Origin of the sequence: Mesorhizobium sp. M1E.F.Ca.ET.041.01.1.1 (genome assembly GCF_003997355.1) — a bacterium.
Classification (GTDB): Bacteria; Pseudomonadota; Alphaproteobacteria; order Rhizobiales; family Rhizobiaceae; genus Mesorhizobium.
Genome location: NZ_RZSL01000155.1, coordinates 1 through 11683, shown reverse-complemented (window position 1 = coordinate 11683; position 11683 = coordinate 1). Strand labels below are relative to the sequence as shown.

At 64.2% G+C, this 11683-nt stretch carries 13 protein-coding genes; 1 reads left to right on the top strand and 12 read right to left on the bottom strand.

What is annotated here, in order from left to right; translation table 11 throughout:
- Window positions 1-216: 216 nt before the first annotated feature.
- Window positions 217-1053 (bottom strand): helix-turn-helix transcriptional regulator, encoded by an 837-nt coding sequence (locus EOA38_RS15155; RefSeq protein WP_127299571.1) that lies wholly within the window; start codon window positions 1051-1053, stop codon window positions 217-219.
- 98 nt (window positions 1054-1151) lie between these two features.
- Between EOA38_RS15155 and EOA38_RS15150 the strand changes: the two genes are divergently transcribed.
- Window positions 1152-2054: an SDR family oxidoreductase gene (locus EOA38_RS15150; protein WP_127299569.1), complete on the top strand. Its 903-nt coding sequence runs from the start codon at window positions 1152-1154 to the stop codon at window positions 2052-2054.
- A 160-nt stretch (window positions 2055-2214) separates the two neighbouring features.
- On the opposite strand, the gene EOA38_RS15145 is transcribed toward EOA38_RS15150, so the two are convergent.
- From EOA38_RS15145 to EOA38_RS15095, 11 genes are all read right to left on the bottom strand, one after another.
- Window positions 2215-2922, bottom strand: coding sequence for a GntR family transcriptional regulator (locus EOA38_RS15145; protein ID WP_126095492.1), 708 nt, complete (start codon window positions 2920-2922; stop codon window positions 2215-2217).
- 119 nt (window positions 2923-3041) lie between these two features.
- Window positions 3042-3788, bottom strand: a complete 747-nt coding sequence (locus tag EOA38_RS15140; RefSeq protein WP_127299568.1) for an aspartate/glutamate racemase family protein — start codon at window positions 3786-3788, stop codon at window positions 3042-3044.
- An 11-nt stretch (window positions 3789-3799) separates the two neighbouring features.
- Entirely contained in the window at window positions 3800-4522 is a 723-nt protein-coding gene (locus tag EOA38_RS15135) for an ABC transporter ATP-binding protein (RefSeq protein ID WP_127299567.1), read from the bottom strand.
- Window positions 4519-5298: an ABC transporter ATP-binding protein gene (locus EOA38_RS15130; protein ID WP_126095495.1), complete on the bottom strand. Its 780-nt coding sequence runs from the start codon at window positions 5296-5298 to the stop codon at window positions 4519-4521. Before EOA38_RS15130 ends, EOA38_RS15135 begins: the two co-directional genes overlap by 4 nt.
- Before the next feature lie 3 nt (window positions 5299-5301).
- The gene (locus EOA38_RS15125; RefSeq protein ID WP_189350744.1) at window positions 5302-6273 is read right to left on the bottom strand and encodes a branched-chain amino acid ABC transporter permease; all 972 of its coding nucleotides are present in this window, start codon (window positions 6271-6273) and stop codon (window positions 5302-5304) included.
- A gap of 22 nt (window positions 6274-6295) precedes the next feature.
- The gene (locus EOA38_RS15120; RefSeq protein WP_127299566.1) at window positions 6296-7162 is read right to left on the bottom strand and encodes a branched-chain amino acid ABC transporter permease; all 867 of its coding nucleotides are present in this window, start codon (window positions 7160-7162) and stop codon (window positions 6296-6298) included.
- 81 nt (window positions 7163-7243) lie between these two features.
- Window positions 7244-8446 carry an ABC transporter substrate-binding protein gene (locus EOA38_RS15115; RefSeq protein ID WP_127221333.1) on the bottom strand — a complete coding sequence of 401 codons (1203 nt, stop codon included), beginning with the start codon at window positions 8444-8446 and terminating at the stop codon, window positions 7244-7246.
- Between the two features lie 279 nt (window positions 8447-8725).
- Complete coding sequence (locus tag EOA38_RS15110) at window positions 8726-9001, bottom strand: hypothetical protein (protein WP_127299565.1); 276 nt, start codon at window positions 8999-9001, stop codon at window positions 8726-8728.
- 104 nt (window positions 9002-9105) lie between these two features.
- Entirely contained in the window at window positions 9106-9966 is an 861-nt protein-coding gene (locus EOA38_RS15105) for a sigma-70 family RNA polymerase sigma factor (RefSeq protein WP_281060101.1), read from the bottom strand.
- The gene (locus EOA38_RS40360; protein WP_127299564.1) at window positions 9963-10451 is read right to left on the bottom strand and encodes a carboxymuconolactone decarboxylase family protein; all 489 of its coding nucleotides are present in this window, start codon (window positions 10449-10451) and stop codon (window positions 9963-9965) included. Before EOA38_RS40360 ends, EOA38_RS15105 begins: the two co-directional genes overlap by 4 nt.
- Before the next feature lie 90 nt (window positions 10452-10541).
- Window positions 10542-11683, bottom strand: a 1142-nt coding sequence (locus EOA38_RS15095) for an AAA family ATPase (RefSeq protein ID WP_127299563.1), incomplete at its 5' end; no start/stop codon positions are given.

The window sequence follows — 11683 nt, the reverse complement described above, 5'->3', positions numbered from 1 at the left end:
TGCGCCGCCGGCGTCTTGTCGCAGACGACGACCGGATTGAGTTCCGGCAAGACCGTCTCGCCGTCCTTCGAAGCCATTGGCCGACGCCGCGCAGTTGCGCATTGCCAACCCATGGCAGCGATCTTGCCAGCCTGGGGCTTGCGTTCGGCGGCAGGCTGGCCGCCAGAGGCGGCCGTCACCGGCTCTTTGTCGCGGGCCGCCGGACATGGCGGCCCATCATTTTGCGGAGCGGGATTCGATCAACGACTGGATGCGTTCGGCGTCCGCGCGCGTAACCGGATTGTAGACGATCATGCCGAGCTCCGGACGGCCGTCGACCGCGAAGACCGAGAATTCCAGCTCGATCAGCCCGATCTCGGGATGCCGCAGGCGCTTCACGCCTTCGCCATGCGCGGCGACGACGTCATTGTCCCGCCACAGCGCCGCGAACTCCGGACTCGCCCGGGAAAGCTCCTCGACGAGTTCGGTAACCTCGGCGCCGGCGCCGGCGCGGACGGCATCGGCCCTGAACGAGCCGACCACGAAGCGGGCGACGCTCTCCCAGTCGTCCTGCGCCTCGCGCACGCGCGGGTTGCCAAACATCAGGCGCAGGATGTTGCGTTGCTCGCGCGGCAGCTTGGAATAGTCGGTCAGCATCGCCGCCGCGGCGCGGTTCCAGGCGACCACATCCCATGTCGCGGTCTTGATGATCGCCGGACTGCGGTCGAACGCGTCGAGGACGCGCTGCAGGCGCGGCGTCACGCTATCGACGTTTCTGTACCGGACCTCCGGGGGCCGCCCGAGGCCCAGCATGAATAGGTGCTCGCGTTCGGGCTCGGTCAGCATCAACCCGGTCGCGATGCGGTTCAGCACATCGGCGGACGGCGCGCCGCCCCTGCCCTGCTCCAGCCAGGTATACCAGGTTGGGCTGATATTGGCGCGCTGCGCCACCTCTTCGCGGCGCAGCCCTTGCGTGCGCCGCCGCCCCGTGGCGAAGCCGAAGGCGGCGGGATCGAGGCGCATGCGACGATCGCGAAGAAAGGTGCCAAGCTTGTTGGTCGTCTCGACGGGCATTGCGATCCTGTTGGTCATTATACCATGATAAAGTCACTACTTTAACAGAATGAGCTATAGCGCAAGAAAGGCCTCCGAACAACCACAGGAGACCTCCCATGCGTGTATTCCTTACCGGCGCGACCGGTTTCATCGGTTCCAGAATCGTGCCCGAGCTCCTTGCCGCCGGGCACCAAGTGCTTGGCCTGACCCGCTCCGAGGCCGGTGCGCGGTCGCTTGCAGCGGCCGGCGCCAAGCCTCACCGCGGCGACATCGAAGACCTCGACAGCCTGCGCGACGGCGCGGCGAAATCGGATGCGGTGATCCACACCGCCTTCGATCACAATTTCTCGAATTTCGTGGCGAATTGCGAGAAGGACAAGCGCGTCATCGAAGCGCTTGGCGACGCGCTCGCCGGCTCGGACCGGCTGCTCATCATCACGTCGGGCGTCGGCATGGGCTCCGCCGAGCACGGACAGCCGGCGAGGGAAGACGTGTTCAACACCGACCATGCCAACCCGCGCATCCTGTCGGAGCTTACCGGCGCGGCGATGGCCGAGAAGGGCGTGAAAGTCTCGGTGGTTCGGCTGCCGCAGGTGCATGACACGGTGAAGCAGGGCCTGATCACACCGCTGATCGAGCAGACGCGCGCCAAGGGCGTATCGGCCTATCTTGGCGAGGGTCGCAACCGGTGGTCCGCGGCGCATGTGCTCGATGTCGCGAGGCTCTACCGTCTGGCGCTGGACAAGCAGGAAGCCGGCGTGCGCTACAACGCCGTCGCCGAGGAAGGCATTTCCATGCGCGAGATCGCGGAAGTGATCGGCGCCGGGCTCAACGTACCGGTGGTATCGTTCCCACAGGAAGAGGCAGCGGATCATTTCGGATGGCTTTCAATATTCGCGGCCATGGACTTGCCGGCCTCGAGCGAATGGACGCGTGCGCATCTCGGCTGGCAGCCGACCGGACCCGGTCTCATCGCCGACCTGGAACTGATGGATTATTCGCAAGCGGCAGCGGCCTAAAGCGCGTCGCGATCTTTCAGATTCGCTCCATGCGCTTTAGGTTTTTGATTTTACGCATGTCTTTGTCCCGAAACCGGTTCCCACTTTCGGGAGACATGCTTTAACCGGCTTCCGAGGCGGTTCGGCAATCCAGCCGAATCGCCTCTCGTTCCATGGTGCGCTAGGCGCGCAGCAGATCCGCCAGGCTGTCCGACTTCTCCACCTTGTCGGTGAGGTCGAGCCCGGACAGCAGATCGACCAGATGGCTGTTCATAAGGGCCGCGGCGTCGGCGCTGTTGCCGGCTTCGATCGCGTCGACCAGCGCATGGTGGGCATGCTTCTCGCAGGTCGCGTCGCGGCGCTTCCAATAGAGCGCGATGATCAGCGAGGAATGCGAGACGAGATCGCGCACGAAATTGGTGAAAACCGAATGCGCCGCGATCTCGGCGATGCCGACATGGAAGCGCGCGGACAGCATGATGGCGTCGCTGTCGCGACCGGCGTGCAGCGCCTCGTGCTCCTTCTCCAGATGCGCCCGTAACTGCGCGATATCGGACGGCACCGCCGCCTTGGCGGCGAGCGCCGCGACCTTGGGCTCGATCAGGGCGCGTGCCTCGAACACTTCCCGCGCCTCGATCTTCGACGGTTGGGCGACGAAGGCGCCGCGATTGGGCTCCAGCCGCGCCAGCCGGTCATGGGCAAGCGCTTGCAGGGCAGCGCGGACGACAGTGCGGCTCACCGAATAGATCGAGGCCAGCTCGTCCTCCGGCAGCTTGGTGCCCGGGGCGAGTCGATGGCTGACGATGGCGTCTCTGAGGCCATAATAGATCGGCGACCAGCGCGCTGCCGGCCTGTCGTCGCGATCGTCTTCCCTGAGTACCGTCAACATGTTTTCAATGCGCAGGCCCTATCCGGCCTGATCTGCCCCCAAATCGCCAGCGGCCGGTCCAATCTAATGGCGCTCGCGCCCCGGTCAATCCCGAGGCATCCGATCTCCTAGGGCCAACGCTAGCCCGGCGAACCAGCGCCCATCGGCGATGCAGACGCAAATATGCCAGCGAACCGCTTGCCGCGCGGGGCGGCATAGCCGCCTACCTTCGATGTCCTCAAGCCGACCTTGAACAGGCTATCGGCCAGCGTGACCGCGCAGACCACGCCGTCGAGCACGGGGACGCCGTGCTCCTCCGACAGGCTGTGCGCAAGGTCGGCCATGCCGGCGCAGCCAAGGACGATCGCCTCGGCGTGATCCTCGCGGATGGCGCGCGCGATTTCGTCCGAGATCTTGTGCCTTGCATTCGAGCCGGGCTGTTCGAGGTCGAGCACGGCGACCTCCGACGAGCGCACCTTGGCGCAGCGCGAGGCGAGGCCGTATTTCGCCAGATTGTGCTCGATGGCGGGAACCGAGCGGGCAAGCGTGGTGACGACGCTGAACTTGCCGGCGACGAGGCTGGCGAGGTGGAAGGCCGCCTCGCCGATGCCGATGACCGGAGCTTCCGTCACGCAACGCGCGGCATCGAGCCCGGTGTCGTCGAAGCAGGCGATCACATAGGCGTCCGCCGCCGGCGCCTTGCCCATCTCGGCGATGATGCCCGGAATGGCGAAGACCTCGTCGAAATAGCCCTCGATGCTCGGCGGACCGTCTGCCGGATTGACGGCGACGATCTCGGTGCCCGCCGAGGCGACGCTCGCCGCGGCCTGACCGATCTTGGCGGTCATCGACGCCGTCGTGTTGGGGTTGATGACGAGTATGCGCATTAAAATCAGCCTCAGATCTCACCGCCGAGATAAAGACGCTTGACCCGGTCGTCGCTCAGCAATTCGGCGGAGTTGCCGCTCAGCGCGACGCTGCCGGTGGTCAGCGCGTAGGCGCGCTGCGAAATGCGGAGCGCCATGCGGGAATTCTGCTCGACCAGGAGGACGCTGACTTTCTCGTCGCGGTTGATGGCGACGATCGAGCGGGCGATGTCCTGGACGAGCTTGGGCGCGACGCCGAGCGACGGCTCGTCGAGCAGCAGGAGCTTCGGCTTCGCCATCAGCGCGCGGCCGATGACCAGCATCTGCTGCTCGCCGCCGCTCATCGTGCCGGCGGCCTGCGAGAAACGCTCCTTCAGCCGGGGGAAGCGACCCAGCACCATCTCCATCGTCGCCGCGATCTCGGATTTGCTCGAGCGCGTGAAGGCGCCCATCAGGAGGTTGTCCCTGACTGTCATAAAGGGGAAGACGCGCCGCCCTTCCGGCACCATGGCGATGCCCATCTTGACGATCTCGTCCGGCGCCGCGCCGTCGATGCGCTTGCCGTTGTAATGGATTTCGCCGGACCTGATCCTGTTCAGACCGGTGATGGCGCGAAGGATCGACGACTTGCCGGCGCCGTTGGCGCCGATCAGCGCAACAGTCTCGCCCTGGTTGACCTCGAGGGAGACGCCTTTCAGCGCATAGACGTGATCGTAATAGAGCTCGACGCCGGCGAAGTTCAGGATCTGGTTCATAGGCCGATCGCCTCGTCTTCGCTGCCGAGATAGGCTTCGATGACCTTCTCGTTGGCCTGGATTTCCGGTGGCGTTCCCTCGGCGATCTTCTGCCCGAAATTGAGGACCACTATGCGGTCCGAGATCTTCATCACCGCCGGCATGTCATGCTCGACGAGCAGGATGGTGAGGCCGAGATCGCGCAGGCGCCGCACCATCGCCACCATGCGCATCGTCTCGTCGTGGTTCATGCCGGCGAAAGGCTCGTCCAGCAGCAGGATCGACGGGTTCGTGGCGAGGCCGATGGCGATGCCAAGCGCCCGCAAATGGCCGTGCGGCAGGTTGTGGGCGGTCTCGCCGGCAAGCGAGGCCAGGCCGAGCAGCGCCAGGATCTCGTCGGCAGATTGGCCGAAGGCCGCCTCGTCGGCCTTGGCCGTGCCCGTGCCGAGGAAGAAGCCGAACAGGTTCGCCCTTGAACGCAAATGGTGAGCGATAATGACGTTGTCGCGCACGCTCATATTCTTGAAGATCGTCGTTTCCTGAAAGGTTCGCACGACGCCCTTGCGGGCGGCGATGTGCGGCGCGAGGTTCGAGATACGCTCCCCCTTCAGGCGCACTTCGCCGGATGTCGGCCTGAGGAACGACGAGATCAGCTTGAACAGCGTCGATTTGCCGGCACCGTTGGGGCCGATGACCGAGAGGATTTCCTTCTCGCGCACAGAGAAGGAAACGTTGTTGACGGCGACAAGACCGCCGAAGCGTTTCGTCAGGCCTGAGACTTCGAGCATGTCAGCCATGGCTCAACTCTTCCGGCTCGGGAGGGCGAGGCTGAGCAGTCCATTGGGTAAGACAAGCATCAGCACGATCATCAGGCCCGAGTAGATCAGGAGCTGGAACTCGCCGGTCTGGAAGAGCAGGTCCCAGCCGAAATAGAGCACCAGCGTGCCGAGCATCGGCCCGAACACGTAGCCAAGACCGCCGAGGAAACAATTCAGCATGAAGTTGACGGAATCGGTGACGGTGAAACTCGACGGATAGATCGATTGCGAGATGGCGGCGAAGATGGCGCCGGCAACACCGCCAAAAAAGGACGACACCGCATAGGCGATGACGCGCAGATAGGCGATGTTGACGCCGATGGACGAGGCCAGCTCCTCGTTTTGCTGCAGCGATTGGCAGAGCTTGCCGATACGCGAATGAACCAGCCGGTACATCACCGCGAAGCAGACCACCATGAGCGTGACCGCCAGCAGGTAGAAGGCCAGGCGGGGATTCTGCAACGTGGCGAAATCGGGAATGATGGTGAGGCCGAAGACCGAGAGCGCGCCGGGCAGCGGGATGCTGACGATGCCCTTGGCGCCGTTGGTGATCGGCAGTGCCAACGCCAGGAGCCGCGCGACCTCGGTCAGCGTCAGCGTCACCATGGCGAAGTAGACCCCGCGCAGGCGCAGGATCGGCAGGCCGATGAGCACGCTTGCTGCCGCGCAGAACAGGCCCGCGACCGGCAGCGTCGGCCAGAACGACCAGCCGTGGTTCATTACGAGGATGGCCGACACATAGCCGCCCATCAGCGCGTAGGCGCCCTGGCCGATATTGATCCGGCCGATATAGAAGGTGAGCCACACGCCGGCGCTGGCGATGCTGAGCAGCGCCACGGAGGTAAGCGTGTAATAGAGGTCGGTGCGGCCGCTCGCCGCGATCAGAACCGGCACGGCGAAAAAGACGATCGCCAGGAAGACAGCGACCGAGGCGATCTTCACGCTGAGCATCATGGCAGGATGCGTCATGGCACGATCAACCCCACGGCTTGCCCATCAACCCGTTGGGGCGGATCGACAGGAACACCATCAGCGCAGCAAAGATGGCGAGGTAGGTGACGTCGCCATACTGACGCAACACGGTAAGGCCGATCGACTCCATCATGCCGAGAATGAAGCCACCGGCGATGGCGCCGCCCACGACGCCGGCGCCCCCGATCATCACCATCAGGAAGGCCTTGATCGAGATCGGCCCGCCGATGCCGGAATTGACGCCGGTAATTGTGACCAGCAGGCCGCCGACGATGCCGGCCAGCATGGCGCCCATGGCAAAGCCGATCATCGAATAGCGATCGACCTTGACGCCCATCAATTGCGCGGCGACGCGATCCTGGGCCAACGCCCGCATGGCTCGCCCGACCCGGCTGTACTGCATGTAGAGGACGAAGGCCGCGATGAAGATCAAAGCGAGGGCGCCGACGACCAGACGGTCGTAAGGCATGATGATGCCGCCCTCGTTGAAAACGCCTTTGACGATCTTGGGAACGCCGCGCTGCTTCTCACCGAACAACATTAGGATGACCGCGTCGAAAAAGAAGGCTGTCGCCGCGGCGAGCAGCATCGTGCTTTCCTCGCGCAGGCTGCGCCTGATGACGGTGCGGAAGAGGAATTTCTCCATCAGCGCGCCGATCACGGCGAGCGTCACACCGGACGCCAGCAGCGCCACGACGAAAGGCAGGCCGAGCTGGCCGTAGATGGTGTAGGTGATGAACCCGCCCAAAACGTACATCTGCCCGTGGGCGAAATTGAGCACGTTCATCAGGGCGAAGATCAGGGTGAGGCCCAGCGCGATCAGCGCATACTGGGCACCGAGATACAATCCGTTGGCGATAACCTGTTCCATGGATACCTTCGATCTTCCGCGGGGTCCGAGCATCGCCCGGACCCCCGGCATTCGGGAGGAAGTAACCTTAGGAACCTGACCCTAGTCGACGGAACCGACGAACAGGGTCTGGAAAGCACCGTCCTTATATTCGTTGACCACCATCGGCACGGCGAGCTGGCGCTTCTGGCCGAACGAGGTCGAGCCGACATAGCTCAGCTTGGCGTCGCCCTTCAGGAAGGGGTTGGGCGCCGAAAAGGTGTCCATGGTCTTCTTGAATTCCGCGACGTCGTTGATAGCCGCCGGATTGGCCTTCAGCGTGTCGAGGATGTATTCCAGCGCGTAGACCTTGGTGTTGGACTCGTCGTTGTACTCGCCGAACATCTTGGTGTAGCGGGCGACGAACTCCTTCATCTCATCCGAGGCGATCTCCGGCGTCGAGGCGCCGCCGACGGAGATGAAGCCATTGGCGTATTCGCCGGCGCCCTCTTCCAGAACCTTGGCGTCCTGCGCCGTCTCGGTCGAGATCAGGCCTTCGAAGCCGAGCTCGCGGGCGGCGCGGATCAGCAGCGGCGCGTTGGCGGGCGCCACGCCGGACAGCACCAGCAGGTCAGGCTTCAGCGCGACGATCGGCGTCAGCACCGGCGTGAAGTCGCGGGTGTCGTTCTGGTAAGTGTCGTTCTGGGCGACGACGTCGAGCCCGAGCGCCTTGGCCGCCTCGACGCCGCTGTCACGCTGGCTGAGCGGGTCGGATTCGTTCGCGGCGACAAAGGCGATCGTCTTCACGCCCTTGTTTTCCTTGAGATATTTGTAGATCGCCGGGCCCGACTGGTAGTTGGCGATCATGCCGAGCACGGCGTTCGAGGCCGGCTTCTGGTAAAGGGCTTTCGGGAAGGCATAGGGGAAATAAATGATGCCGTTGGCCTCGGCGACGGGGCGCACCGCGGCGGCGCCGTCATCGACATTCGGCCCGACGACATAGTGGATGCCTTCCTGCGCCATCTTCTCCATGCCGGCGATGGCGCGCTTGGGATCCTTCTGGTCGTCGAAGGTGACGATGTTGATTTTGTAAGTGTCGTCGCCGATCTTGACGCCGCCTTTTTCGTTGAGCCAGGCGGCGCGCGTCTGCATCGAGCGCACGTTCGACGTGCCCCAGGCGGCGGCTGGGCCGCTGGTGACGCCAACGAAGCCGATCTTCAGTTCCTTGTTTTCAGCCTGCGCGGACGGGATGCCGACAGCGGCAATGGCCAAGGTCGAGACGGCGCCTAGCACCATCGATTTCAGAGTCGAGCGTCGGTTGATCATCTGCAATTCCCCTTCTGGTTATCGCGCTTGTGTTTTGCTCATTGGCTGCGCGGATGGCTTAAGGGAAACCGGCTGCGGCAGATTGTCAACATCTTTCTTTATTATTGTATACAATGTTTGGGCCGAATGTGTGCGATGGTTTGAGACCCGCACGGAAGCAACCGCTGACGGCAACTGACTCGCCTACCGGTCGGTGAACCAAAAGGGAGCGGCAAAGCAGAAGCGGTCGCGACCGATCGACCGGGTGGCCACGCGAAACGAAAGACTGGTGTGGGTGGCCTATTTTCCGCAGTGATGGTCGTTGATCTTGTTCAGCGCGTTCGCGTCGGGCCCCGTCCGGTGGTAGGAACAGGCGCCCGCCGCCGTGGTGACCAACATGACGTCATAATAGCGCGGTCCGCCGAACAGGATGTCGATGAGATCGCCCTCGGCCGGAACGTAGCGCTCTTGCTCGACCAGCCGGTCATGATGCCGGTGGCCGGCGAATGCCGGGGCGGAAACGCCAATGGCCGTGGCCAAAACGAGAGCGGAGATCGCAAGGCTTTTCGTCTTCATCGGCAGCAACCCTTTTGGCCTCTGATACTCAAACATATAGCCAAAATCGCCAGCGGAACAAAGGTTCCGCCGGCAGGCGGGCAGCTCTCCGCTAGTTGTGGTTGCTAATGCAGATGCCTCAACTTGTCGGGATTGCGCATCACATAGATCGCGGCGATCTTGCCGTCCTCGATGTCGAGCGCCGTCGTCTGCAGCTCGCCGTCGGCCTCAAGGGTGACGAAGCCGGGCAACCCGTTGATGAAGCCAAAGCGGACAAGCTGCGAGCGATTGTCCTGAAGCCAGGCGACAACAGTCTCGTACTGCTTCATGACCGCGTCGAAACCAAACACCGGCTCTATCGCCGCCGGACGCTTGCCGCCGCCGTCGGCATGGGCGCTGACATCGGCGCTCAACATTGCGCCGAGCGCCTTCATGTCGCCGCTGCGCGAGGCGTTGAAGAAAGCCTCGGCCAGTTCAAGGCCACGCTCCTTCTCGACCTTGAAACGCGGCCGCCCCTCCTGGACATGGCTGCGGGCGCGGGCGGCGAGCTGGCGGCAGGCGGCGGGGTCACGCTCGATCTCAGCCGCAACCTCCTCGAATTGCAGCCCGAACACGTCGTGCAGCAGGAAGGCCGCCCGCTCGAGCGGCGACAGGCGCTCCAGCGCCAGCATCAGTGGCAAGGTGACGTCATCCGGTTCGTCGTCTTCGACAACGGGATCGGGAAGCCAGGAGCCGACATAGGTTTCGCGCTGGTGGCGCGCGGATTTGAGCTGGTCGAGGCAGAGGCGGGTGACCGTGCGGCGCAGGAACGCCTCGGGCTCACGCACCTCGGCGCGGTCGGCCCCCATCCAGCGGACGAAAGCCTCCTGCACCATGTCCTCGGCGTCGGCCACCGAGCCCAGCATGCGGTAGGCGACCCGCATGAGCTTCGGGCGCAGCGGCTCGAACACCGCCGCCGCGCCCTTTGATGCCGGCCCCGCCGTCAAGCGGCGGCCGCCTTGTTGGAGGCCTTCGCATTGGCGGCTTTCAGGGCCGCCGGGTCGACGAAGCCGCCGAAGCCGACCGCGATGCGGTTCCAGCCGTTGATTATGTTGATCATCAACGTGAGTTTCACCCGTTCCTCCTCGGTGAAATGGTCCTTTAGCGCCTCGTAGGCAGCCACATGCGTATGGCCTTCGCTGATGCGCGTCAGCGCCTCGGTCCAGCCGAGCGCTGCGCGCTCGCGGTCGGTATAGCACGGCGCCTCGCGCCAGGCCGCCAGCAGGTAGACGCGCTGCTCGGTCTCTCCGCGTTCGCGGGCGTAGGTGGTGTGCAAGTTGATGCAGTTGGCGCAGCCGTTGATCTGGGAGGAACGTATCTCGATGAGCTCGGCGAGAGCCGGATCGAGGCTGGACGCGATGGCAAGCGAGGCGCGATGCCATTCCTTCATCAGCGATGGCGCGGCGGCAAGGGGGTCAAGTCTGGCAGTCATGGTCGGTTCCTTTCGTTGGTTCCGACCTCAAGACGAGCGAGGCTCCGCCCAATGTGACATGGCGCCGAATTTTTTTGCGCCCCAAGCCCGCTACTCGAAGGAGTAGGTGAACCCTTCCGCCGATGCGCCGACGGTGACCTTCGTCATCTTCGCGCCCTCGAGCGAGCGGTTGAGCACGCCGCGGCTGAGCTCCGGCAGCAGCGTGTTGGTGAGGATGGCGTCGATCATGCGGCCGCCGGATTCGATCTCGGTGCAGCGTGCCTTGACCAGGTCCATGACGCCGTCGCCGATCACCAGCTCGGCGTCGTTGGTCGCCCTGAGGCGCCGCGCGATCTTGGCGAACTGATGCCGGGTGATCGCCTCGATCATCGAATCCGACAGCGGATAGTAGGGAATGGTCACCACCCGACCCAGGAATGCCGCCGGAAATACTTTCAGCAGTGGCGTGCGCAACGCGGTGTCGAGATCGTCGATCCCGGTCCGCACCGTGCCGTTCTTCGTGCGGTCCATGATGACGTCGGAGCCGACATTGGAGGTGAGCAGGATCAGCGTGTTCTTGAAATCGATGCGCCGGCCCTCGCTGTCGTCCATCATGCCCTTGTCGAAGACCTGGAAGAAAATCTCGTGCACGTCGGGATGGGCCTTCTCGACCTCGTCGAGCAGGATCACCGAATAGGGTTTGCGGCGCACCGCCTCGGTCAGGATGCCGCCCTTGCCGTAGCCGACATAGCCGGGCGGCGCGCCCTTCAACGTCGAGACCGTATGCGCTTCCTGGAACTCGGACATGTTGATCGAGATCAGGTTCTGCTCGCCGCCATAGAGCGTCTCGGCCAGCGCCAGCGCGGTTTCGGTCTTGCCGACGCCCGAGGGGCCGCAAAGCAGGAACACGCCCACGGGCTTTTCCGGCGCGCCGAGGCCGGCGCGGCTGGTCTGCACGCGCTTGGCGATCATCTCCATCGCATGGTCCTGGCCGACCACGCGCTCGGACAAAGTGGCCGCAAGCCTGAGGGCTTTTTCGGTCTGGCTGGACAGCATGCGTCCGGTCGGGATGCCGGTCCAGTCCTGCACGACGGCCGCGACCGCATTGCGGTCGACCGACGGCAGGATCAGCGGCGTCTCGCCCTGCGCGGCGGCGAGCTCCGCCATCAATTCGCGCAGCCGCGCGAGGTCGGCGGCGGCTTCATCCGCCGGTTCGGCAGAAGCTGCTTCGGCCTTCGCAGCCTTTGCCCCCT

Bases quoted from the DNA above. Each gene is read 5' to 3' on its own strand.
- EOA38_RS15155 (WP_127299571.1), bottom strand. From the start codon at position 1,053: ATGCCCGTCGAGACGACCAACAAGCTTGGCACCTTTCTTCGCGATCGT.
- EOA38_RS15135 (WP_127299567.1), bottom strand. From the start codon at position 4,522: ATGAACCAGATCCTGAACTTCGCCGGCGTCGAGCTCTATTACGATCAC.
- EOA38_RS15150 (WP_127299569.1), top strand. From the start codon at position 1,152: ATGCGTGTATTCCTTACCGGCGCGACCGGTTTCATCGGTTCCAGAATC.
- EOA38_RS15125 (WP_189350744.1), bottom strand. From the start codon at position 6,273: ATGATGCTCAGCGTGAAGATCGCCTCGGTCGCTGTCTTCCTGGCGATC.
- EOA38_RS15115 (WP_127221333.1), bottom strand. From the start codon at position 8,446: ATGATCAACCGACGCTCGACTCTGAAATCGATGGTGCTAGGCGCCGTC.
- EOA38_RS15110 (WP_127299565.1), bottom strand. From the start codon at position 9,001: ATGAAGACGAAAAGCCTTGCGATCTCCGCTCTCGTTTTGGCCACGGCC.
- EOA38_RS15130 (WP_126095495.1), bottom strand. From the start codon at position 5,298: ATGGCTGACATGCTCGAAGTCTCAGGCCTGACGAAACGCTTCGGCGGT.
- EOA38_RS15140 (WP_127299568.1), bottom strand. From the start codon at position 3,788: ATGCGCATACTCGTCATCAACCCCAACACGACGGCGTCGATGACCGCC.
- EOA38_RS15145 (WP_126095492.1), bottom strand. From the start codon at position 2,922: ATGTTGACGGTACTCAGGGAAGACGATCGCGACGACAGGCCGGCAGCG.
- EOA38_RS40360 (WP_127299564.1), bottom strand. From the start codon at position 10,451: ATGACTGCCAGACTTGACCCCCTTGCCGCCGCGCCATCGCTGATGAAG.
- EOA38_RS15120 (WP_127299566.1), bottom strand. From the start codon at position 7,162: ATGGAACAGGTTATCGCCAACGGATTGTATCTCGGTGCCCAGTATGCG.